The sequence below is a fragment of the Burkholderia sp. MSMB1589WGS genome (assembly GCF_001636105.1).
Lineage (GTDB): Bacteria > Pseudomonadota > Gammaproteobacteria > Burkholderiales > Burkholderiaceae > Burkholderia > Burkholderia humptydooensis.
This window is the reverse complement of the sequence record NZ_LNJT01000008.1, coordinates 1,798,515-1,821,610: the sequence shown is the minus strand read 5'-3', so window position 1 is coordinate 1,821,610 and position 23,096 is coordinate 1,798,515. Positions and strand designations below refer to the sequence as shown.

At 63.9% G+C, this 23,096-nt stretch carries 19 protein-coding genes, 2 tRNA genes and 3 rRNA genes; 4 read left to right on the top strand and 20 right to left on the bottom strand.

Translation table 11 applies throughout. The features are described 5' to 3' along the window. The first annotated feature begins 57 nt into the window (after window positions 1-57). Window positions 58-1,257 (top strand): amino acid aminotransferase, encoded by a 1,200-nt coding sequence (locus WT16_RS25625; protein WP_006028481.1) that lies wholly within the window; start codon window positions 58-60, stop codon window positions 1,255-1,257. Window positions 1,258-1,438: 181 nt separating this feature from the next. Here the strand turns inward: WT16_RS25625 and WT16_RS25620 are convergent, their stop codons facing one another. Next, window positions 1,439-2,227, bottom strand: coding sequence for a 3-hydroxybutyrate dehydrogenase (locus WT16_RS25620; protein WP_043283057.1), 789 nt, complete (start codon window positions 2,225-2,227; stop codon window positions 1,439-1,441). A gap of 188 nt (window positions 2,228-2,415) precedes the next feature. On the opposite strand from WT16_RS25620, the gene WT16_RS25615 reads away from it, so the two are divergent. Together WT16_RS25615 and rlmJ are read left to right on the top strand one after the other, a co-directional pair. Further along, the gene (locus WT16_RS25615; protein ID WP_063534516.1) at window positions 2,416-3,387 is read left to right on the top strand and encodes an aldo/keto reductase; all 972 of its coding nucleotides are present in this window, start codon (window positions 2,416-2,418) and stop codon (window positions 3,385-3,387) included. A 140-nt stretch (window positions 3,388-3,527) separates the two neighbouring features. Beyond that, window positions 3,528-4,373 (top strand): 23S rRNA (adenine(2030)-N(6))-methyltransferase RlmJ, encoded by an 846-nt coding sequence (rlmJ, locus tag WT16_RS25610; protein ID WP_009914331.1) that lies wholly within the window; start codon window positions 3,528-3,530, stop codon window positions 4,371-4,373. Window positions 4,374-4,385: 12 nt separating this feature from the next. On the opposite strand, the gene WT16_RS25605 is transcribed toward rlmJ, so the two are convergent. The 16 genes from WT16_RS25605 to phnS all read right to left on the bottom strand — a co-directional run bounded on the left by WT16_RS25605 (window position 4,386) and on the right by phnS (window position 18,963). Next, window positions 4,386-4,652 (bottom strand): hypothetical protein, encoded by a 267-nt coding sequence (locus WT16_RS25605; protein ID WP_197486531.1) that lies wholly within the window; start codon window positions 4,650-4,652, stop codon window positions 4,386-4,388. 204 nt (window positions 4,653-4,856) lie between these two features. Next, window positions 4,857-5,003: a DUF3563 family protein gene (locus tag WT16_RS32815; protein ID WP_006028476.1), complete on the bottom strand. Its 147-nt coding sequence runs from the start codon at window positions 5,001-5,003 to the stop codon at window positions 4,857-4,859. Between the two features lie 219 nt (window positions 5,004-5,222). Further along, complete coding sequence (gene cueR, locus WT16_RS25600; protein ID WP_009914330.1) at window positions 5,223-5,627, bottom strand: Cu(I)-responsive transcriptional regulator; 405 nt, start codon at window positions 5,625-5,627, stop codon at window positions 5,223-5,225. Between the two features lie 159 nt (window positions 5,628-5,786). Then, window positions 5,787-5,899, bottom strand: a 5S ribosomal RNA gene (gene rrf, locus WT16_RS25595). A gap of 184 nt (window positions 5,900-6,083) precedes the next feature. Beyond that, a 23S ribosomal RNA gene (locus tag WT16_RS25585) occupies window positions 6,084-8,964 on the bottom strand. A gap of 395 nt (window positions 8,965-9,359) precedes the next feature. Then, a tRNA-Ala gene (locus WT16_RS25580) sits at window positions 9,360-9,435 on the bottom strand. Between the two features lie 37 nt (window positions 9,436-9,472). Next, window positions 9,473-9,548: transfer RNA gene (locus WT16_RS25575), tRNA-Ile, on the bottom strand. Between the two features lie 64 nt (window positions 9,549-9,612). Next, window positions 9,613-11,143: ribosomal RNA gene (locus WT16_RS25570) — 16S ribosomal RNA — on the bottom strand. Together the 16S, 23S and 5S rRNA genes with 2 tRNA genes alongside form the textbook arrangement of a ribosomal RNA operon. A gap of 218 nt (window positions 11,144-11,361) precedes the next feature. Further along, window positions 11,362-11,580 carry an enoyl-CoA hydratase gene (locus WT16_RS25565; RefSeq protein WP_231892108.1) on the bottom strand — a complete coding sequence of 73 codons (219 nt, stop codon included), beginning with the start codon at window positions 11,578-11,580 and terminating at the stop codon, window positions 11,362-11,364. A gap of 70 nt (window positions 11,581-11,650) precedes the next feature. Next, entirely contained in the window at window positions 11,651-12,199 is a 549-nt protein-coding gene (locus tag WT16_RS25560) for a phosphonate degradation HD-domain oxygenase (RefSeq protein WP_063534514.1), read from the bottom strand. A 4-nt stretch (window positions 12,200-12,203) separates the two neighbouring features. After that, window positions 12,204-13,658, bottom strand: coding sequence for a phosphonoacetaldehyde dehydrogenase (phnY, locus tag WT16_RS25555; RefSeq protein WP_015604083.1), 1,455 nt, complete (start codon window positions 13,656-13,658; stop codon window positions 12,204-12,206). Beyond that, complete coding sequence (gene phnA / locus WT16_RS25550) at window positions 13,655-14,926, bottom strand: phosphonoacetate hydrolase (RefSeq protein ID WP_009914324.1); 1,272 nt, start codon at window positions 14,924-14,926, stop codon at window positions 13,655-13,657. The genes phnY and phnA overlap by 4 nt, the downstream gene beginning before the upstream one ends. A gap of 31 nt (window positions 14,927-14,957) precedes the next feature. Beyond that, on the bottom strand, window positions 14,958-15,812 hold the full coding sequence (gene phnV, locus WT16_RS25545; RefSeq protein WP_063534513.1) for a 2-aminoethylphosphonate ABC transport system, membrane component PhnV: 855 nt from the start codon (window positions 15,810-15,812) through the stop codon (window positions 14,958-14,960). Then, window positions 15,802-16,749 carry a 2-aminoethylphosphonate ABC transporter permease subunit gene (gene phnU / locus WT16_RS25540; protein ID WP_063534512.1) on the bottom strand — a complete coding sequence of 316 codons (948 nt, stop codon included), beginning with the start codon at window positions 16,747-16,749 and terminating at the stop codon, window positions 15,802-15,804. The genes phnV and phnU overlap by 11 nt, the downstream gene beginning before the upstream one ends. After that, the gene (phnT, locus tag WT16_RS25535; RefSeq protein ID WP_063534511.1) at window positions 16,727-17,824 is read right to left on the bottom strand and encodes a 2-aminoethylphosphonate ABC transport system ATP-binding subunit PhnT; all 1,098 of its coding nucleotides are present in this window, start codon (window positions 17,822-17,824) and stop codon (window positions 16,727-16,729) included. Before phnT ends, phnU begins: the two co-directional genes overlap by 23 nt. A gap of 56 nt (window positions 17,825-17,880) precedes the next feature. Continuing rightward, window positions 17,881-18,963 carry a 2-aminoethylphosphonate ABC transporter substrate-binding protein gene (phnS, locus tag WT16_RS25530; RefSeq protein WP_006028971.1) on the bottom strand — a complete coding sequence of 361 codons (1,083 nt, stop codon included), beginning with the start codon at window positions 18,961-18,963 and terminating at the stop codon, window positions 17,881-17,883. 240 nt (window positions 18,964-19,203) lie between these two features. Here phnS and WT16_RS25525 point away from each other — a divergent pair, with 240 nt between their 5' ends. Beyond that, window positions 19,204-20,313: a 2-aminoethylphosphonate--pyruvate transaminase gene (locus WT16_RS25525; protein WP_063534510.1), complete on the top strand. Its 1,110-nt coding sequence runs from the start codon at window positions 19,204-19,206 to the stop codon at window positions 20,311-20,313. A gap of 50 nt (window positions 20,314-20,363) precedes the next feature. Here WT16_RS25525 and WT16_RS25520 read toward each other — a convergent pair whose 3' ends face one another. Genes WT16_RS25520 through aroQ form a run of 3 tightly spaced genes read right to left on the bottom strand, consistent with a single transcriptional unit; the run spans window position 20,364 to window position 23,066 of the window. Next, window positions 20,364-21,710: an MFS transporter gene (locus WT16_RS25520; protein WP_063534509.1), complete on the bottom strand. Its 1,347-nt coding sequence runs from the start codon at window positions 21,708-21,710 to the stop codon at window positions 20,364-20,366. Between the two features lie 49 nt (window positions 21,711-21,759). Beyond that, entirely contained in the window at window positions 21,760-22,614 is an 855-nt protein-coding gene (locus WT16_RS25515; protein WP_015602966.1) for a shikimate dehydrogenase, read from the bottom strand. Further along, a complete protein-coding gene (aroQ, locus tag WT16_RS25510; protein WP_009914313.1) occupies window positions 22,611-23,066 on the bottom strand; it encodes a type II 3-dehydroquinate dehydratase in 456 nt (151 codons plus the stop codon). The genes WT16_RS25515 and aroQ overlap by 4 nt, the downstream gene beginning before the upstream one ends. Window positions 23,067-23,096: the final 30 nt, after the last annotated feature.

Here is a 23,096-nt window from a genome sequence, read left to right as displayed (position 1 = left end):
CCGGCCCGCATCGACGCCCGAAGCTGACCCTCTTTTCACAACTGCTGCGAATCAATTATGTCGCTCTTCTCCGCTGTCGAACTTGCCCCCCGCGACCCTATCCTGGGCCTGAACGAAGCATTCAACGCCGACACTCGCCCGACCAAGGTGAATCTGGGCGTCGGCGTCTACACCAACGAGGACGGCAAGATTCCACTGCTGCGTGCGGTGCGCGACGCGGAAAAGGCGCGGGTCGAAGCCGGCCTGCCGCGCGGCTATCTGCCGATCGACGGGATTGCCGCCTATGACGCGTCGGTACAGAAGCTGCTGCTCGGCGACGATTCGCCGCTGATCGCGGCCGGCCGCGTCGTGACGGCGCAGGCGCTCGGCGGCACGGGCGCACTGAAGATCGGCGCAGACTTCCTGCACACGCTGAATCCGAAGGCAAAAGTCGCGATCAGCGATCCGAGCTGGGAAAACCACCGTGCGCTGTTCGACATGGCAGGTTTCGAAGTCGTCGCGTACCCGTACTACGACGCGAAGACGAACGGCGTCAACTTCGACGGCATGCTGGCCGCGCTCAACGGTTACGAGCCGGGCACGATCGTCGTGCTGCACGCCTGCTGCCACAACCCGACGGGCGTCGACCTGAACGACGCGCAATGGGCGCAAGTGGTCGAGGTCGTGAAGGCGCGCCAGCTCGTGCCGTTCCTCGACATCGCCTATCAGGGCTTCGGCGAGAGCATCGAGGCCGATGCGGCCGCGGTGCGCCTCTTCGCGGCGGCGGATCTGAACGTGTTCGTGTCGTCGTCGTTCTCGAAGTCGTTCTCGCTGTACGGCGAGCGCGTCGGCGCGCTGTCGATCATCACCAACAGCAAGGACGAAGCCGCACGCGTGCTGTCGCAGTTGAAGCGCGTGATCCGCACGAACTACTCGAACCCGCCGACGCACGGCGGCGCGATCGTCGCTGCGGTGCTCGCTTCGCCGGAACTGCGCGCTTCGTGGGTGCAGGAACTGGGCGAAATGCGCGATCGCATCCGCGCGATGCGCAATGGCCTCGTCGAGCGCCTGAAGGCGGCCGGCGTCGAGCGCGACTTCAGCTTCATCAACGCGCAACGCGGGATGTTCTCGTACTCGGGCCTGACGTCGGCGCAAGTCGACCGTCTGCGCGAAGAGTTCGGCATCTATGCGGTGAGCACCGGCCGGATCTGCGTCGCGGCGCTCAACACGCGCAACATCGACGTCGTCGCAAACGCGATCGCCGTGGTGCTGAAGTAAAGCGGGCGCCGCCGCTGCGGAAACGAGAAACGCGCTCCCGGCGGAGCGCGTTTCTTTATGTCCCAGGCCACACGGGACTCCGCCCGGGACTCACGCGCGGCCGCGGGCAGCCGAACGGCCGAAACAACGCAAAATGGCCGTGCCATGCCGCACTTCGACGCTTGCTCATTCAAGCCACCGCTTACTGCATGAACCAGCCGTGGCTGACGACGAACGACTGGCCGGTCAGCGCCGCGCTCGGGAACGCCGACAGGAACAGCACCGTCTTCGCGACGTCCTCGACCGTCGTGAACACGCCGTCCACCGTCTGGCCGAGCATCACCTTCTTCACCACGTCCTCTTCGCTGATCCCCAGCTCCTTCGCCTGCTCCGGAATCTGCTTGTCGACGAGCGGCGTGCGCACGAAGCCCGGACACACGACATGCGAGCGCACGTTGTGCTTCGCGCCTTCCTTCGCCAGCACGCGCGCGAGGCCCAGCAGCCCGTGCTTGGCCGTCACGTACGCCGACTTCAGCGGCGACGCCTCGTGCGAGTGCACCGAGCCCATGTAGATCACCACGCCGCCGCGATCGTCCTTGTACATGTGCTTGAGCGCGGCCTTCGTCGTCAGGAACGCGCCGTCGACGTGGATCGCCTGCATCTTCTTCCAGTCGGCGAACGCGTAGTTCTCGATCGGATTGACGATCTGGATGCCCGCGTTCGACACGAGGATGTCGACCGAGCCGAACGTCTCGGCCACCTTGTCGATGCCTGCGTTGACCGCGTCCTCGTTGGTCACGTCCATCGCGACGCCGATCGCCTGGCCGCCCGCCTGCTTGATCTGCCCGGCCACCGCGTTCGCGCCGTCCTGATTCAGGTCGGCGATCGCCACCGCCGCGCCCGCGCGCGCGAGCTCCAGCGCGATTTCCTTGCCGATGCCGCTTGCTGCGCCCGTCACGACGGCCGCCTTCCCGTTCAAGTTCGAAGTCATTCCCCAAGTCTCCGTCAGTCAAGTCAATGAAAGCATCGCGTCCGGCATCGATCCAGTCTGCCGGATAGCATAGGCCGAATGGCGCGGCTGTCGCCGCGCGGCCGACACCGCTATTGTGCATGAACGGGACCGCGCATCGCGGTCAAACGAGCTAAGCTTGTGGTCGGTCACGCTCGATCGGAGGCGTTATGAACTACCGAAGGCTGGGACGTTCCGGATTGCAGGTCAGCGAGCTGTCGATCGGTTCATGGGTCACCTACGGCAACCAGGTCGACCGCCGTACGGCGCGAGAATCGCTGGCTGCCGCGCGCGACGCCGGCGTCAATTTCTTCGACAACGCCGAAGTGTATGCGGGCGGCAAATCAGAGGAAATCATGGGGCATGCGCTGAAGTCCCTCGGCTGGCCGCGCATCAGTTACGTGGTGTCGACGAAGTTTTTCTGGGGGCTCGCAGAAGCGCCGAATCAGTACCACACCCTCAACCGCAAATACTTGCTGAACGCGATCGACACGTCGCTGCAGCGCCTTCAGCTCGACTACGTCGACCTCGTGTTCTGCCATCGTCCCGATCCCAATACGCCGATCGAGGAAACCGTATGGGCGATGAGCGACATCATCGCGCGCGGTAAGGCACTCTATTGGGGTACGTCCGAATGGAGTGCCGACGAGATTCGCGCCGCATACGAAATTGCTGAACGGCATCATCTGCGCAAGCCGACAATGGAGCAGCCGCAATACAACCTGTTCCATCGCAAGCGAGTCGAGCTGGAATACAGGCGTCTCTATGAAGACTTCGGCATGGGGCTCACGACCTGGAGCCCGCTCGCTTCGGGGCTGCTGACAGGAAAATACCGGCATGGCGTTCCCGCCGGAAGCCGAGCCGAAATTCACGGCTACGACTGGCTGCGCGAGCAATTGACAGACCCGGCGAGGAACAGCGTCGTGGAAGCGCTCGGCGAGATTGCGAACGACCTCGGTTGCACCGTCGGCCAGCTCGCGCTTGCGTGGGTGCTGAAAAACCCTCGCGTCAGCACGGTGATCACCGGCGCATCGCGCGTCGAGCAGATCGTCGAGAACATGCGCGCGCTCGACGTGGCGGCAAAGATCACGCCGGACGCGAAGCAGCGAATCGAGCAGATCGTCGGCGATGCGTATCAATAGCCGAACGGCAGGCCGTGTTGCATACTCGCGTACAATACGCGACCGCATCGGCCGGCCACATCCGCGAGCCAGTATCACCGCATGATCTGCACGCCCGGCGCTTGGCCGATTTTCACGTATCGCTCCGTATTTCTCTCGCCATGCTCAGCTATCGTCACGGCTTTCACGCCGGCAATCACGCGGACGTCCTCAAACACGCCGTTGTCGTGCAGTTGCTGCGTTATTTGAACAAGAAAGACAAGTCGTATTGGTACATTGATACGCACGCTGGCGCAGGCGTCTATTCGCTGTTCGACGGCTATGCGGCGAAAACCGGCGAATTCAGCACGGGGATCGAAAAAATTTGGGACGCGACGGATCTGCCCGAGGCGCTGTCCGACTATGTCGACGAAGTGCGCGCGCTGAACAGCGACGGCGAGTTGCGCTACTACCCGGGCTCGCCCTATCTCGCATGGCGGCTGATGCGCGAACAGGACCGGATGCGCTTGTTCGAGTTGCACAGTACCGAAATCGACGTGCTGCGTCACAATTTCCGTGACGCTGGACGCCGCGCGATGATCTACGCCGGCGACGGATTCGAAGGCATCAAGGCATTGCTGCCGCCGCCACCGCGGCGTGCGCTCGTGCTGGTCGATCCGTCATACGAGGACAAGCGCGATTACGCGAAGACGATCGCTTGCGTCGAGGAAAGCCTGAAGCGATTTGCAACGGGGTGCTATGCGATCTGGTATCCGCAGGTAAGCCGCCCGGAATCGCAGAAATTCCCCGATCACCTGAAGCAGTTGCAGCCGAACAACTGGCTGCATCTGAGCTTGACGGTAAGCCGGCCGCCATCGGACGGCTTTGGGCTTTTCGGCAGCGGGATGTTCATTCTGAACCCGCCATATACGCTGGTCGATACGATGAAGGAAACGCTGCCTTATCTCGTCGAAGTGCTCGGCCAGGACGGCGGCGCGAAATTCGCGATCGAGCATCGCGCCAACTAACCGGAACGCCGCTTATTGACGCGGCTGGGGCGCCTTGAGCGGAACGGCCGAGTTCGGCACTTCGATATACGGGATGACGACCAACGGTGCAGTCGAACCGGGTGGCAGTTCAGTCATCGGGGCGGGTTGCGTCGGTGCGACGATTGGCGCACGCGATAATGGCGCGTTTTGCAGCACGATGCCGCTCTTGCCGTCGTGAATTCCGCTTTGGGTATCCAGGATCAGCGGTGCACGCGTGCTGTCCGATCCGGCGACCGCGGTTGTCGCGATACCGAACAATGCAGCGCAGCTCGTCGCATAGCAAAAGAAGCGATTGACGACTCTCATCCGGCCCCCGTTTCAGACGATGTTGATTGTATGTTGATAGACGGTGATCTCTGGCGCACGACATTTTCAGCTTACAAAAAGACAAAGCCCCGTCAATACGGGGCCTTTCCTTTGCTTGCGCATCGAGCGCGTGGTGCGGCGTCTTGCCGCGCCGAGTTACAGCGAGTAGCCGTTGGTTTCCAGCGAGCGAATACGCTGTTCGAGCTGAACGATGTCGCTCGACGATGCCAGATAGGCTTCACGGCGGTTGCGTTCTGCAGCCTCAAACCAGTTGCTCAGCTTTTCGATGATGTAGGCAAACATGTTGGCTCTCCAAGGAAGGTTGAGATCCCCTGGTGAATCGATGTCAGGGATATCCCGTATAGGGTTAACCCGATTATAGCGGGATTGCACCAACTTGCCAGTGAAATGCTCGAATGCGATGCATGCCAGTTTGGAATAGCTCAAACAATCCCAGCTTAAGCGCCTGATTTTTTGGATATTTCCTCGGCTTGCAACGGCAAGACTCTACCCTTGCATGCACTACTTTGGATCACAACAAGGATCCGCCAAGCGCTCCAAAATGGGGCAGTCTGGACGATCGTCCCCGTTGCAATGGGCTGCAAGGTTCGCGAGCGTATTCCGCATGTCCGTAAGCTCGGCGATCCGGCCATCGAGCTCGGCCACGTGCGCGAGCGCGATCGCTTTGACTTCGGCGCTTGCCCTTGAGCGATCCTGCCAGAGTGCGAGCAGTCTCCTGATGTCGTCGACAAGAAATCCGAGCCGCCGCGCCTGCCGAATGAAGCGAAGCAAATGGATCTCCTCGTCTTGGTAGACGCGATATCCAGAATCGGTCCGCTTCGCGGGATTGAGAAGCCCCACGCTCTCGTAGTAGCGAATCATTTTCGCGCTGACACCCGAAGCCTTTGCGGCCCTCCCGATATTCACGACGTGCTCCAGACAGGATCGAAGAATCAGATGTTAGCGCGTTCTTCCGATTCTTCTCTTAGATGACTGGGGGATGCGCCCGCGCGTTGTTTTTTGTTGAGGCGGGGGAGTAAAAGGCGAAACCCCCGCCTGTGAGGGGCGGGGGTTTCAAGAGGAGGAGCCTGACGATTACCTACTTTCACACGGGGATCCGCACTATCATCGGCGTGGAGTCGTTTCACGGTCCTGTTCGGGATGGGAAGGGGTGGGACCGACTCGCTATGGTCATCAGGCAAAGAGGGTTGTTGCGTTGCTTGGCAGCGCAACCAATCTTGGAAGAAGCAGTAATCTTGGGTTGTGAGGTTGCATCTCACACATACGCGGTACTTCAACCGCTGTACGTCGAGTGCCCTTGCACTCGACGCTCGATATCCGTAAGCGCTGAAGCGCTAACGGCTATCGAGACAGACTTGTTATAGGATCAAGCCTTACGGGCAATTAGTATCGGTTAGCTGAACGCATTACTGCGCTTACACACCCGACCTATCAACGTCCTGGTCTCGAACGACCCTTCAAGGGGATCAAGTCCCCGGGGAAGTCTCATCTTAAGGCGAGTTTCCCGCTTAGATGCTTTCAGCGGTTATCTCTTCCGAACATAGCTACCCGGCGATGCGACTGGCGTCACAACCGGTACACCAGAGGTTCGTCCACTCCGGTCCTCTCGTACTAGGAGCAGCCCCCTTCAAACTTCCAACGCCCACGGCAGATAGGGACCAAACTGTCTCACGACGTTTTAAACCCAGCTCACGTACCTCTTTAAATGGCGAACAGCCATACCCTTGGGACCGGCTACAGCCCCAGGATGAGATGAGCCGACATCGAGGTGCCAAACACCGCCGTCGATATGAACTCTTGGGCGGTATCAGCCTGTTATCCCCAGAGTACCTTTTATCCGTTGAGCGATGGCCCTTCCATACAGAACCACCGGATCACTATGACCTGCTTTCGCACCTGCTCGACTTGTCGGTCTCGCAGTTAAGCACGCTTATGCCATTGCACTATCAGCACGATTTCCGACCGTACCTAGCGTACCTTCGTACTCCTCCGTTACGCTTTGGGAGGAGACCGCCCCAGTCAAACTGCCTACCATGCACTGTCCCCGACCCGGATCACGGGCCAAGGTTAGAACCTCAAACAAACCAGGGTGGTATTTCAAGGACGGCTCCACCGAAACTAGCGTTCCGGTTTCATAGCCTCCCACCTATCCTACACAGATCGGTTCAAAGTCCAATGCAAAGCTACAGTAAAGGTTCATGGGGTCTTTCCGTCTAGCCGCGGGTAGATTGCATCATCACAAACACTTCAACTTCGCTGAGTCTCGGGAGGAGACAGTGTGGCCATCGTTACGCCATTCGTGCAGGTCGGAACTTACCCGACAAGGAATTTCGCTACCTTAGGACCGTTATAGTTACGGCCGCCGTTTACCGGGACTTCAATCAAGAGCTTGCACCCCATCATTTAATCTTCCGGCACCGGGCAGGCGTCACACCCTATACGTCCACTTTCGTGTTTGCAGAGTGCTGTGTTTTTATTAAACAGTCGCAGCCACCAGTTTATTGCAACCCCTTCACCCTCTGCGCGCAGGCGCATCAAGCTACCAGGGCGTACCTTATCCCGAAGTTACGGTACCAATTTGCCGAGTTCCTTCTCCCGAGTTCTCTCAAGCGCCTTAGAATACTCATCTCGCCCACCTGTGTCGGTTTGCGGTACGGTCATCGTTAGACTGAAGCTTAGAGGCTTTTCTTGGAACCACTTCCAATTGCTTCGCTCCCGAAGGAGCTCGCGCCACACCCTTGAATCCTGCGCCCGGATTTGCCTAAGCGCCTTCTCCAATGCAGCGACCGGGACTTCCAACACCCGGACAACCTTCCGCGATCCGTCCCCCCATCGCATCTAACGACGGTGCAGGAATATTGACCTGCTTCCCATCAGCTACGCATTTCTGCCTCGCCTTAGGGGCCGACTCACCCTACGCCGATGAACGTTGCGTAGGAAACCTTGGGCTTACGGCGAGGGGGCCTTTCACCCCCTTTATCGCTACTCATGTCAGCATTCGCACTTCCGATACCTCCAGCACACCTTACAGTGCACCTTCGCAGGCTTACGGAACGCTCTCCTACCATGCGAGCAAAGCTCGCATCCGCAGCTTCGGTATATGGCTTAGCCCCGTTACATCTTCCGCGCAGGACGACTCGATCAGTGAGCTATTACGCTTTCTTTAAAGGGTGGCTGCTTCTAAGCCAACCTCCTGACTGTTTTAGCCTTCCCACTTCGTTTCCCACTTAGCCATATTTGGGGACCTTAGCTGGCGGTCTGGGTTGTTTCCCTCTTGACACCGGACGTTAGCACCCGATGTCTGTCTCCCGTGATTGCACTCTTCGGTATTCGGAGTTTGCTATGGCGGGGTAATCTGCAATAGACCCCCCAACCATGACAGTGCTCTACCCCCGAAGGTGAGACACGAGGCACTACCTAAATAGTTTTCGGAGAGAACCAGCTATTTCCAGGTTTGTTTAGCCTTTCACCCCTATCCACAGCTCATCCCCTAACTTTTCAACGTTAGTGGGTTCGGACCTCCAGTACGTGTTACCGCACCTTCATCCTGGCCATGGATAGATCACCTGGTTTCGGGTCTACGCCCAGCAACTGAACGCCCTATTCGGACTCGCTTTCGCTACGCCTGCCCTATTCGGTTAAGCTTGCTACTGAACGTAAGTCGCTGACCCATTATACAAAAGGTACGCCGTCACCCCCGAAGAGGCTCCGACTGTTTGTATGCATGCGGTTTCAGGATCTATTTCACTCCCCTCCCGGGGTTCTTTTCGCCTTTCCCTCACGGTACTGGTTCACTATCGGTCGATCACGAGTATTTAGCCTTGGAGGATGGTCCCCCCATCTTCAGACAGGATTTCACGTGTCCCGCCCTACTTGTCGTACACCTAGTTCTTTCATACTGTTTTCGCCTACAGGGCTATCACCTGCTATGGCCGCACTTTCCAGAGCGTTCGGCTAACAATACAAATAAAGAGTACAGGCTCTTCCCATTTCGCTCGCCACTACTTTGGGAATCTCGGTTGATTTCTTTTCCTGCGGTTACTTAGATGTTTCAGTTCACCGCGTTCGCCTCACATGACCTATGTATTCAGTCATGGATACTCCAAAAGGAGTGGGTTTCCCCATTCGGACATCTACGGATCAAAGCTCGTTTGCCAGCTCCCCGTAGCTTTTCGCAGGCTACCGCGTCCTTCATCGCCTGTGATCGCCAAGGCATCCACCACATGCACTTGTTCGCTTGACCCTATAACGAGTCTGTCTCATGTCGGCCATCGTTAGCGCTTTAGCACTTACGATGGCCCCATCCCCGAATGGGGATGACAGCCGCTACAGGTTGAGTTCTCGCGTTGTGCCGTATTCCAATTTGATGTCGACCAGTGTTAGCGCTTTAGCGCTTACCCTGGTCCCACTCCCGTAGGGAGCCGAACATGAAGTTCGAATCATCTTGAGATACATCGATACAATCACAACCCGGATAACTTCCACGTCCATCTCAAAGACGCTTCCGCTATCCAAATTACTTACTTCTTCCAGATTGTTAAAGAACGACAGCCGATACAGTTGCCTGCATCACTCTGACTGGCTCAATCGCCAAGGACAAAGATTCGACTCAAGTCGAACGCTTGTCATTGAAGATTGTGGTGGAGGCAGACGGGATCGAACCGACGACCCCCTGCTTGCAAAGCAGGTGCTCTCCCAGCTGAGCTATGCCCCCGTACAGAGACACTCAGGTTCCCTTCTCGCCAGACAATTGGTGGGTCTGGTTGGATTCGAACCAACGACCCCGCCTTATCAAGACGGTGCTCTAACCGACTGAGCTACAGACCCCTGAGTCTGTCCTGATTCACAGCCGATAAGCGTGAGCGCTCAACTTCGCGGATTTAAGCTCGAGAAAGGAGGTGATCCAGCCGCACCTTCCGATACGGCTACCTTGTTACGACTTCACCCCAGTCATGAATCCTACCGTGGTGACCGTCCTCCTTGCGGTTAGACTAGCCACTTCTGGTAAAACCCACTCCCATGGTGTGACGGGCGGTGTGTACAAGACCCGGGAACGTATTCACCGCGGCATGCTGATCCGCGATTACTAGCGATTCCAGCTTCATGCACTCGAGTTGCAGAGTGCAATCCGGACTACGATCGGTTTTCTGGGATTGGCTCCCCCTCGCGGGTTGGCGACCCTCTGTTCCGACCATTGTATGACGTGTGAAGCCCTACCCATAAGGGCCATGAGGACTTGACGTCATCCCCACCTTCCTCCGGTTTGTCACCGGCAGTCTCCTTAGAGTGCTCTTGCGTAGCAACTAAGGACAAGGGTTGCGCTCGTTGCGGGACTTAACCCAACATCTCACGACACGAGCTGACGACAGCCATGCAGCACCTGTGCGCCGGTTCTCTTTCGAGCACTCCCGCCTCTCAGCAGGATTCCGACCATGTCAAGGGTAGGTAAGGTTTTTCGCGTTGCATCGAATTAATCCACATCATCCACCGCTTGTGCGGGTCCCCGTCAATTCCTTTGAGTTTTAATCTTGCGACCGTACTCCCCAGGCGGTCAACTTCACGCGTTAGCTACGTTACTAAGGAAATGAATCCCCAACAACTAGTTGACATCGTTTAGGGCGTGGACTACCAGGGTATCTAATCCTGTTTGCTCCCCACGCTTTCGTGCATGAGCGTCAGTATTGGCCCAGGGGGCTGCCTTCGCCATCGGTATTCCTCCACATCTCTACGCATTTCACTGCTACACGTGGAATTCTACCCCCCTCTGCCATACTCTAGCCCGCCAGTCACCAATGCAGTTCCCAGGTTGAGCCCGGGGATTTCACATCGGTCTTAGCGAACCGCCTGCGCACGCTTTACGCCCAGTAATTCCGATTAACGCTCGCACCCTACGTATTACCGCGGCTGCTGGCACGTAGTTAGCCGGTGCTTATTCTTCCGGTACCGTCATCCACCCCGGTTATTCGCCAGAATGATTTCTTTCCGGACAAAAGTGCTTTACAACCCGAAGGCCTTCTTCACACACGCGGCATTGCTGGATCAGGCTTGCGCCCATTGTCCAAAATTCCCCACTGCTGCCTCCCGTAGGAGTCTGGGCCGTGTCTCAGTCCCAGTGTGGCTGGTCGTCCTCTCAGACCAGCTACTGATCGTCGCCTTGGTAGGCCTTTACCCCACCAACTAGCTAATCAGCCATCGGCCAACCCTATAGCGCGAGGCCCGAAGGTCCCCCGCTTTCATCCTCAGATCGTATGCGGTATTAATCCGGCTTTCGCCGGGCTATCCCCCACTACAGGACATGTTCCGATGTATTACTCACCCGTTCGCCACTCGCCGCCAGACCGAAGTCCGCGCTGCCGTTCGACTTGCATGTGTAAGGCATGCCGCCAGCGTTCAATCTGAGCCAGGATCAAACTCTTCAGTTCAATGCCTGTTACTGTTTTCGGTTGTTTCCAACCGGTCGCTCACTCAAAGCTGACAGGTCGTGAATTGCTTCACAAACCTGACTTACTTTAGTGTGAGACTCTTGATACTTTTGCTCGCGATCCGAAGATCGTCCGCCACATCAAGCGCCCACACTTATCGGCTGTTCATTGTTAAAGAGCATATCTGCGAGAAGATTTCACTACTTGCCACCGCCTTCTCAGCAGCGCTGCGTTGTCAGCAGCAGAGAAATGAGATTATGATCACTTATTCGCAGCGCGTCAACAACTTTTTTACCTCCGCGCCACCGAAACTGCGTCATCGCCGTCTCGCGCTCCCGTTCGTCCTCGCGGTCGACCGTACTGCCCGAGCTCAAGACTTCCCACTCCCCCTTCGCGCCGCGTTCGCCGTAGCGCGAAAGAGGCGTGATTCTAGACACATCCCCTCCCTCGCGCAAGCTCTTTTTGAGGGTCCCGTTATAGATATGAATGCGGGAGTCGGTCGTTACTTCAGGACACCATGACGCGCGCGACCGCGCGCATGTAGTGACCCAGATCCGGCGTCGGCTTGCCGGCCACCTTCGCGAGATCGTCCCAGCGCCGCACGCGGATCGCGTCCGGCGCATAAGGACGCTTCAGAAACGCCTCGGCTTCCGCATCCGAGAAGACGCCACCCTGCAGATGCAAGCTGCGCACCGAGTCCGCGGACAGGCGCGCGTAATACGACGCGTCGATCGCGCACAGGCAGCGCTTCGCGTCGACGTGCAGCCGGATCGGCTCCAGCACCGCGTCGGAAAACAGCGGCCGCAGGAACGGCAGCACGTAATACTGATGCAGGTCGTCGATGCCGTGCGCGGTCGGCGTCTCGCCCTGGCGGTTCAGCAGGTGGCCCAGATCGTGCAGCAGCGCCGCCGCGATCAGCGCGTCGCCCGCGCCCGCCTCTTCGGCGAGCTGCGCGCTCTGCAGCGCATGCTCGCGCTGCGTCACCGGCTCGCCGCTGTAGGCAATGTCGCCGTGGCGGTCGAACAGCATGCGAATGTCATCGAGGGTCAGCGCCATTTCGTCACGCCCACGGTAAAGAGAACATCTTCAGATTCGTGAAGCTCTTCATCGCTTCCTGCACTCCTTCCTTGTATCCCAGACCCGAATCCTTGATGCCGCCGAACGGCGTCAGTTCGAGCCGGTAGCCCGGCACCTCCCACACGTTCACCGTGCCGACGTTCAGTTCGTTGACGAAACGCACGATCGCATCCGCGCGATCCGTGCACACGCCCGACGACAGGCCGAATGCGGTGCCGTTGCTGATCCGGATCGCGTCGTCGATCGTGTCGAACGCGATGATCGGCGACACGGGCCCGAACGTCTCCTCGCGCACGAGCGTCATCGACGCGTCGACGCGGTCGAGCACCGTCGGCGCATACAGCGCGCCGCGCCGCGCGTTGCCCGTCAGCAGGCGCGCGCCGTGCGACACCGCTTCGTCGACGCGCGCCTCGAACAGCGCGGCGGCAGCCTCGTCGATCACCGTCCCCATCCGGTTCGCCGGGTCGAACGGATCGCCGTATGTCCACGCGCGGGTCTGCTCGACGAGCAGTTCCGTGAAGCGTGGCGCGACGCGCTTCTGCACGAGGATGCGCTTCACCGCCGTGCAGCGCTGCCCCGAATTCTTGTACGAGCCCTGCGCGGCGAGCGTCGCCGCGCGTTCGAGGTCGGCGTCGTCGAGCACGATCAGCGGATCGTTGCCGCCCAGCTCGAGCACGATGCGCCGGTAGCCCGCCTTCGCCGCGATATATTTGCCGATCGCGACGCCGCCCGTGAACGTGATCAGCGTCGCGCTCGGGTGCGTCAGCAGTTCGTCGGCGATTTCGCGCGGATCGCCCGTCAGCACCTGCAGCATCGGCTCGGGCAAGCCCGCTTCGTACAGCACGTCGGCGAGATACAGCGCCGACAGCGGCACCTTCTCCGACGGCTTCACGATCACGCGGTTGTTCGTCGCGATCGCGGGCGCGATCTTGTGCGCGACCTGGTTCATCGGATGATTGAACGGCGTGATCGCGACGATCACGCCGTCGAGCGGCTGCCGCTGCGAGAACACGCGGCGCGACGTGCCGTGCGGCGTCAGATCGCACGAGTAGCTCTGCGCGTCGTCGCGCAGCGCCTCGATCGACGCGAACTTGAACACGTCCGCGACGCGGCCGATCTCGTAGCGCGAGTCCTGTTTCGACAGGCCCGATTCGAGCGAGATCAGCGTCGACGCCTCTTCCGCGCATGCGATCAGGCGCGCGGCCGCGCGCTCGAGGATCTGCGAGCGCTCGTAGCGCGACAGCGCCGGCCGGTACGCGGCCGCATAGTCGAACGCGCGGCGCACGTCGTCGACCGTCGCGAGCGGCACCGTGCCGACGCGCCGCCCCGAATACGGGTCGAATACGTCGAGCGTGCGCGCGCGCGTCGCCCGCTCGCCGCGCCAGCGCAACGTCTCGCGGCGGTACGCGGGGTGATCGCGAAGCTCGCGCGTCGTCATGGCGCGGGCCGGTTCAGCGCGAGGTCGAACAGATCGAAGTTGCGCAGCCGGCGGCCCGGCTCGATGCCCTCGATCCGGCGATTGAACAGGAGCGGCACGCGCTGCTCGGACAGGCCGCCGTGCGAGCGCAGCGGCACCGTCAGCCCCGACAGGTCGTGCTCGCGCGCGCGCGTGCCGAGCGCGACGTCGCGCCGGCCCACGACGACGACGTCGCCGATCCGGTCGGCCGGCAGCTCGAAGCGCTCGGCCGCCGTCGCGTTGTCGAGCGCGAGCTCGATGCCGTCGAACTCGCGCAGCCGGCCGATCACCGCGCCCGCGTCGACGCCGTGAGCGACGTAGATCGTCGCGAACGAGCCGAGCGCGCCGTGATGGACGACGTAAGGATCGGTGATCGGCAGGATCACGCGCGCGCGGCGCGGCCCGAGCCACGCGTCGAGCGCGTCCTGCAGGTAGACGACGTTCGGCTCGCCCGTGCGCGGATCGTGCTTCGCGTTCATCCCGTGATCCGCGGTCAGGCCGATCACCCAGCCGAGCGCGTCGAGCGCCGCGAGGTAGCGGTCCATCATCGCGTAGAACGCGTTCGCGCCGTCGCTGCCCGGCGCGCACTTGTGCTGCACGTAATCGGTCGTCGACAGGTACATCAGGTCCGCGCGCCGGTTCCGCGCGAGCCGCACGCCCGCCGCGAGCACGAATTCCGACAGCGCCGCGCTGTAGACGTCGGGCGACGGCAGGCCGACGAAGTCGAGCACGTCGGCGATGCCGTTCTCGCCGAGGTTCGCCTGGTTCGCCTTCTCCGCCGAGAAGCACACGCCGCGCATCCGCCAGCCGAGCAGCCGGCGCAGCTTGTCCTTCGCCGTCACGACGGCGACTTTCGCGCCCGCGTCCGCCGCGGCCGCAAGCAGCGTGCCCGCGCGCAGGTACGCGGGATCGTTCATCATCACCGCGGCGCCCGCGCCGCCCTGCGCGTCCGGATCCCAGAAGAAGTTCCCGCAGATGCCGTGCACCGAAGGCGGCGCGCCGCACACGATCGACAGGTTGTTCGGGTTCGTGAACGACGGGATCACGCAGTCGGCGTCGAACGCCGAGCCCTCGCGCAGCATCCGCGCGATGAACGGCGCGACGCCCGCGTTCGCGGCCTCTTCGAGGTAATCGCATTCGCAGCCGTCGACGCAGACGGCGACGGTCGGCTCGGCCGGCATCCGGTAGACGCGGCCGTTGACTTCGATGTGTCGATTCATGGCGTTTCGCCCCTCGGGCCTTTCGTTCATGTTACGCGCGAACGGCGCGCCGCCGCGCCGCTCATCGTGCCGGCCGCGGCGCGCGCGCCGCAATCGCGACGAGCGCGGCGAGCGACGCGCCGAGCAGCAGCAGCGACAGCGCCGACGCGGGCAGGTAGTAGCCGCGCTCGACGTCGCCGATCACGACGATCGGCACGGTCGCGAAGCCCGGCGGATAGACGGTCAGCGTCGCGCCGAGCTCGCCGAGCGACAGCGCGAAGCCGAGCGCGAGGCTCACGCGGATCGCCGGCACGAGCTGCGGCAGCAGCACGCGGCGCAGCACCATCGCGGGCGGCGCGCCGAGGCTCGCCGCCGCCTCGCGCAGCACGGTCAGCTCGGGGCGCAGCGCGGCGGCCGCGCACCGGTAGCAGAACGGCAGCACGAGCGCGAGCTGCACGAGCACGACGATCGCGGGCGAGCTCGACAGGTCGACGGGCTTCGCGTGATACGCGATCAGCACCGCGAGCCCGAGCACGACGCTCGGCACGCCGTTCGGCAGCATCACGAGCGCATCGACGAGCGCGCCGACGCCGCGCCGCGCGCGGCCTTCGAGCGCGAGCGCCAGCGCGATGCCGAGCGCCGTGCCGAGCGCGGCGACGCCGAGCCCGATCTCGAGGCTCGCGGCGAGCGCGTCGAACTCGGGCCGACCGAGGCGTTCGAACCAGCGCAGGCTGTAGCCGGCCGGCAGGATCGTGCCCGACCAGTGCTCGGCGACGCTCGACAGCGCGACGACCACGACGGGCAGCACGAACAGCCAGCAGCAGGCGGCGGCCGCGAGCGCGACGAGCGCGCGAGCCGCGACGCGCGACGCCGCATCGGTCCAGCGCAGCTCGCGGCGCGGCACCGCCGCGGCGCGCGTCGGGAAATCAGCGGACATCGCGCCCTCCTTCGCTCGCGCGCCGGCTCATCCGCCGGTACAGCGCATAGAGCGTGAGCGACATCGCGAGCATCACGACCGCGCCCGCGGCCGCGGCCGGCAGATCGATGTCGACGGTCGCGCTGCTGTAGATCGCCACCGGCAGCGTGACGAGCCGCGCGCTGCCGAGCACGAGCAGGATGCCGAATTCGTTCAGCGTCAGCAGGAAGCACAGGATCACGCCCGCCGCGATGCCCGGCCACGCGAGCGGCAGTACGACGCGCCGCGCGCGCATCCAGCCGTTCGCGCCGAGGCTCGACGCGGCTTCGACGAGCCGCGGATCGAGCGTCGCGAACGACGCGAGCGTCGGCCGAACGACGAACGGCGTGTAGAACACCGTCTGCGCGAGGATCACGCCGCCCGTGCCGAACAGGAAATCGAGCGGCGGCGCGTCGAGGCCGAAGACGCGTTGCAGCGCGATGCTGACCGAGCCTTGCGAGCCGTACAGGAAGATCAACGTGAACGCGACGAGAAACGACGGGAACGCGACGTATAGCTCGAGGAAGCGCGTGACGAGCGACGCGCCCGGGAACGGCCGGAAGAACAGCAGCGCGGCGAGCAGCACGCCGACGACCGACGCGGTGCCCGCGCTCGTGAACAGCACCCACAGCGTCGTGCCGAGCACATCGCGGACGTCGTGGCTCGCGAAAAAGGTCCGGTACGCGGCGAGCGTCGGGCCGTGATCGCCGAGCACGCTCAGCAGCACGAGCCGCGCGAGCGGATACAGCACGAGCGGGCCGAGCACGACGGCCGCGAGCGCGACGATGCGCACGGTCGCGCGCCGCTCGCGGCGCCGCGCGGCGGCGTCGTGCGCGGCGGCCGACGCGCGGATGCGGGCGTGCACCGCGGGATCGGCGGCGAGCGCCGCCCGCGGCTCAAGGTGAGATAAGGACGACATCGTCCGCCTCGCAATCGAGCGATACGCGCGCGCCGCGCTCGGGCGCCGGGCCGCGGCCGCGCTGCATCGCGACGAGCACCGGCTCGTCGCACGCCGCATCGAGCATTACGGTCAGCGACAGCGCCGCGCCGTGCCATTCGACCGACGCGATCGTGCCGTGCAGCCGCCCTTCGCCGAGCGGCCGCACGGCGAGCCGTTCCGGCCGCACGCACGCGACCTTGTCGCGCACGTCGTGGCGCGGATCGCCGAACGCAAACACGACGTTCGGCGGCAGCAGGTTCGCCGCGCCCAGGTATCGCGCGACGAAGCCGTCGTCGGGCGCGTCGTACAACTGCTGCGGCGTGCCGAGCTGCGCGACGCGGCCGTCGCGCATCAGGAGCGCGCGGTCGGCGAGCACGAGCGCGTCGTCGCGATCGTGCGTCACGCAGACGACGGTCAGGTTCGGCAGCCGCTCGTGCAGCGCCTTCAGCTCGCTGCGCACCGACGCGCGCAGGTTCGCGTCGAGCGCGGACAGCGGCTCGTCGAGCAGCAGCACGTCCGGCTCGATCACGAGCGCGCGCGCGAGCGCGACGCGCTGCTGCATCCCGCCCGACAGTTGCGCGGGCAGATGATGGCCGGCGTCGCCGAGCTGCACGAGCTTGAGCGCATCGGCGACGCGACGCGCGATGTCCGCGGACGACATGCGCCGCGCGCGCAGCCCGAACGCGACGTTCTCGAATACGGTCAGGTGCGGGAACAGCGCGTAGTTCTGGAACAGCAATCCGAGATTGCGCTTGTGCGGCGGCGCGTGCGTCAGGTCGCGGCCGGCGACGGCGAGCGTGCCCGCCAGGCCGTCCGCCTTCACGAAGCCGGCGATGAAGCGCAGCAACGTCGTCTTGCCGCAGCCGCTCTTGCCGAGCACGGCGAGCAGTTCGCCCGCGCCGATGTCGAGCGACAGATCGTCGAGCACCGTGCGCGCGCCGTAGCGCACGCTCAGGTGCTCGATGCGCACGCCGCCGGGCGCGCCCGCGCGCGGCGCCGCGTGCGGGCGCGCAGCATCGAACGCGCCGGAATGGGTGAGACTTGCGGTATCCACCAGGTTTCGTCCTTCGACGCGTCATCGCGTCGGCTTGCCGCGGCCGCGGCGTCCGCTCATTTCGGCTTGACGACTTCGGTCTGCTTGCCCGAATCGCCGATCACTTCCTTCTTCCAGCGCTCGGTCCACACGGGCTTCTTCGCCATCACCGCGTTCCAGTCGACCGGGATCAGCTTCACGCCGGCAATCGCGCGCTTCACCGCCTCGCCGTTCCTGCCCGCGAGCGGCACGTCGGTGCGGCCCGGGATGCCGAACATGTCGGGCACCTTCGCCTGCACGTCGGTCGACATCAGGTAGTCGATCAGCTTCTTGCCCGCGTCCTGGTTCGGGCTGCCCTTGATGAGGCCGATCGCATACGGCAACTGGAACGTCGTCGGCGGCTCGCCTTCCTTCGCGGCGACGAAGATCGGCTTGATCGACAGGCCGCCGTGCTCGGCGTCGTCGAGATCCATCTGCAGGTCGCCGTTCGCGACCGCGATCTCGTTGCGCGACAGCAGCACGTTCAGGTAGCCCGTGCCCTTCGTGTGGAACTTCACGCCGCGCTCGAGCTTCGCGAGATAGTCGAACGCCTTGTCCTCGCCCATCAGCGCGCTCGTCAGGATGATGACGGCCATTCCGTCGCCCGCCGTCGCCGGGTTCGAGTACGCGAGCTTGCCGCTGTAGTCGGGATGCAGCAGATCGGCGAACGTCTTCGGCTGGCTCTTCACGACCGACGGGTTGATCGCGAACGAGAAGTAGTTGTTGACGAACGTCGCCCATGAGCCGTCTTCCGCCTTCGCGATCGCCGGCACGTTCTTGTAGTTGACGCTGCGGTACGGCTGCAAGAGGCCCAACTGGCCCGCCTGCTGGATGAACGGCGGCAGCGTGACGATCACGTCGGCCTTGGGCGAGCCCTTCTCGACGTTCGCGCGGTTCACCACTTCGCCGCTGCCCGCCGTCACGATGTTCACCTTCACGCCTTCCTGCTTCTCGAACGCGGGCAGCACGTCGCGGTACAGGTTCTCGAGGCCGTCCGCCGTGTACAGCACGACGGCTGCCGCCTGCGCGTGCGTCGCCGCGCCTTGCAACAGCGCGGCTGCGCCGGCGGCGAGCGCGAAGCGGCGCCAGGCGCCGCCGCGCGGGAAATTCGAATACGTCATGTCGCTTCTCCGTAGGGTGGAACCACGAACGGCCGAACGGCGCGCAAACCTCGTCCGCACGGGCCGCGCCGCCGGCCCGCCGCGGCCGGACGCTCCGGTCTTTCGCGGCACCCGAAGCATCACAGCGTTCGATGACAGCTCCGTGACGATCGATCTGATTTCCAAAAAATGACATATTTCGCCACTATCCTCCACATCCGCCAACGACCCGATTTCGACCTTTTCCGGAGTGATGAAGCCATGCCAGAACGTGATTCCATCCTGCTGACGCCTGGCCCGCTGACGACGTCGCGCATCACACGCGACGCGATGCTGCGCGACTGGGGCTCGTGGGACGCCGCTTTCAACCGGCTGACGAAGAGCGTCTGTGCGGATCTCGTGCGGATCGCGGACGGCGGCGACGCATACGTCTGCGTGCCGCTGCAAGGCAGCGGCACGTTCGCCGTCGAGGCAGCGCTCGGCACGCTCGTGCCGCGCGACGGCTGCGTGCTCGTGCCGGACAACGGCGCGTATTGCGCACGGATCGCGAGGATTCTGCGCCGGCTCGGCATCGCGCACGTCGAACTGCGGTTCGCTGAGGACGAGCCGGCGAGCGCGCAAGCGATCGACGCGGCGCTCGCGCGCGACGCGCGCATCACGCACGTCGCGCTCGTGCATCTGGAGACGAGCGCCGGCCTGCTGAACCCGCTCGACGACATCGCCGCCGTCTGCCGCGCGCGCGGCAAGGCGCTGATCGTCGATGCGATGAGTTCGTTCGGCGCGCTGCCGATCGCGCTCGCGGGCAGCGGCATCGATGCGCTGGTCTCGGCGAGCGGCAAGTGTCTGGAAGGGGTGCCCGGCATGGGCTTCGTGATCGTGCGGCGCGCGCTGCTCGAGGCGGCCGAGGGGCGCTCGCCGTCGGTCGCGCTCGATCTGCACGACCAGTACGCGTACATGCGGCGCACGTCGCAATGGCGCTTCACGCCGCCGACGCACGTGCTCGCCGCGCTGCGCGCCGCGCTCGACCAGTTCTTCGACGAAGGCGGCCAGCCGGCGCGCGGCGCGCGCTATGCGCAGAACTGCGCGACGCTCGTCGAGGGCATGCGCGCGCTCGGCTTCGAGCCGTTTCTCGACGCGCGCGCGCAGGCGCCCGTCATCGTCACGTTCCACGCGCCCGCCGATCCCGCGTATGCGTTCGCCGCGCTCTACGCGGCCGTGCGCGACGCGGGCTACGTGCTGTATCCGGGCAAGCTGACGACCGCCGACACGTTTCGCGTCGGCTGCATCGGCGCGCTCGGTGCGCCCGAGATGCGCGGCGCGGTGGCGGCGATCGGCGGCGCGCTGAAGTCGCTCGGGATCGCGATGCGGTGACGCGCTCCCGCCGTCGTGCGCGACGCCGATGAAAAACGGCGCGCTTGCCGCTACAGCTCGATCCGCTTGATGTCGCCGACGACGAAGATGTACGACAGCGCGCCGATCAGCGCGACGACGCCGATGAACGCGAGCGCGCCGACGAACGATCCGGTCGCCGCGACGATGAAGCCGACGACGAGCGGCGTGACGATGCCCGCGAGGTTCGCGGCGAGGTTGAAGATGCCGCCCGTCGCGCCGAGGAGGCCCTCGGGCGCGATGTCGGACACGAGCGTCCAGCCGAGCGCGGCCATTCCCTGCGCGAAGAACGCGACCGACATGATCGCGATCACCGCCTCGTTGCTCCGCACGTAGTTCGCGAGCACGATCGTCGACGCGAGCAACAGGCCCGCGATGATCGGCAGCTTGCGCGCGACGTTCGCCGATTTCCCGCGGCGCAGCAGCCAGTCGGAGAAGAGCCCGCCGAACATCACGCCGACTGACGCGGCGATGAACGGCATCACCGCGAAGAAGCCGATCTTGAGCCAGCCCATGTGGCGCTCGGTCGCGAGGTAGGTCGGGAACCACGTGAGGAAGAACACGAGCGTCGAGTTGCCGGCGAACTGGCCGAGGCAGATGCCCGCGAGCTGGCGCTTCTTCAGCAATCGGCCGGCGATGCGCCAGTTGAACGTCGCGCGCGAGCCGCCGCCCGCCGCCGACTGCACGAGCCCGCCGCCTTCCTCGATGTACGCGAGCTCGGCCGCGTTCGCGCGCGGATGGTCCTTCGGCTCGTGATAGAACTTCCACCAGACGAAGCCGAACACAATGCCGACGCCGCCCACGACCCAGAAGAGCGAGCGCCAGCCGAACGCGCCCATCAGCGCGAACAGCGCGGGGCTCAGGAACGCAAGGCCGATGTATTCGCCGACGGTATAGGTGCCCGTCGCCATCGCGCGCTCCTTCTGCGGAAACCACGTCGCGACGACGCGGCTGTTGGTCGGAAAGCACGGCGCCTCGGAAAGGCCGAGCCCGAGCCGGCACGCGAGGAGCGGCGCGACGCCGTGCACGAAGCCCTGCAGCAGCGTGAACAGCGACCACAGCGTCATCGACCAGTAATAGGTGATCCTGCTGCCGAAGCGGTCGAGCAGCAGGCCGCCCGGCACCTGCGCGAGCACGTAGGTCCACGAGAACGCGGAGAACATCACGCCCATCGCCGCCGCGCCGATGCCGAGCTCTTTCGTGAGCCCCGGCGCCGCGACGCCGAGCACCGTGCGATCGAGATAATTGATCATCGTCCCGATCGCGAGCAGCGCGAGAATCCGGTAACGCGCATTCGAGCGCGGCTGCGCGGCGCCCGCCACGCGGGCAGGCGCGCCGGCCGCGTTCGGCACGGCGTCGGTGTTGATCGGCTGGGGCATCGATGTCTCCTGTTGTATCTGTCTGTCTTTTCTGTCTGTGTCGGGGAATTCAGCGCGCGACGAGCGCCTGGAAGTGCCCGAACATCCGTTCGGCGTCCGGCGGGCGGCCGGTGAAGATCTCGAACGCGTCGGCCGCCTGGTACACCGCCATGCCGCCGCCTGGCAGCGTGCGGCAGCCGAGCGCGCGCGCGGTGCGGATCAGCTCGGTCTCGAGCGGGAAATAAACGATGTCGGCCACCCAGAGATCGCTTCGCAGCAGTTCCGCCGGCAGCGGCAGGCCCGGGTGCCCGAGCATGCCGGTCGGCGTCGCGTGAATGAGGCCGTTCGCGTTCGCGAGCGCGTCGGCGAGCGGGCCGCCCGCGCTCAGCCGCGCGTGCGGGAAGCGCGCCTGAAGTTGATCGGCGAGCGAGCGCGCGCGCGTCGGGTCGACGTCGAAGAGCGCGAGTTCCGCCGCGCCCATCGTCAGCGCCGCATGCGCGACGGCCGCGCCCGCGCCGCCCGCGCCCAGTTGCACGACGCGTTCGAGCGGCGCGCCCGGCAGCCCGCGCGCGAACGCCTTCGCAAAGCCCGACCAGTCGGTGTTGTGTCCGATCCGCCGACCGTCGAGCAAGCGCACCGTGTTGACCGCGCCGAGCGCGGCCGCGTCCGGCGACAGCTCGTCCAGATGCTCGATCACGCGCTGCTTGCACGGATGCGTGATGTTCAGGCCGTCGAAGCCCATCCGCTCGGCGGCCGCGAGCAGCTCGGGCAGCGCGTCGGCCGCGAGCCGCAGCGCGTCGAGATCGATGCGCCGGTACACGTAGTTCAAGCCCTGGCGGCGCCCCTCCTCCTCGTGCATCGCGGGCGACAGCGAACCGCCGATCCCGGCGCCGATCAGGCCGATCAGAAACGAACGTCCGCTCATCGCGCACCCTCCTCGCGGATCAGCGTCGCGATCCGTTGCAGCGCGAGCACGTAGCCTTCGGTGCCGCAGCCGCAGATCACGCCATCGGCGACCGCCGACACGAACGAATGGTGACGGAACGCCTCGCGCCGGTGGACGTTCGAGATGTGCACTTCGATGATCGGCTTGCCGAGCGCGGCGAGCGCATCGGCGATCGCGACCGACGTGTGCGTGTACGCAGCCGGATTGATCACGACACCCTCGACGCGCTCGCGCGCTTCATGCAGCCAGTCGATCAATTGATGCTCGGCGTTCGACTGGCGAAACTCGAGCGCGAGGCCGAGCGCGTGCGCGGCGTCCGCGCAGCGGCGCTCGACGTCCTGCAGCGTTTCCGAGCCGTAGATGTGCGGCTCGCGCTTGCCCAGCAGGTTCAGGTTCGGCCCGTTCAGGACCAGCACCTTCGGCTTGCTCATGTATGACACTCCGGTGAAAAACGGGTACGC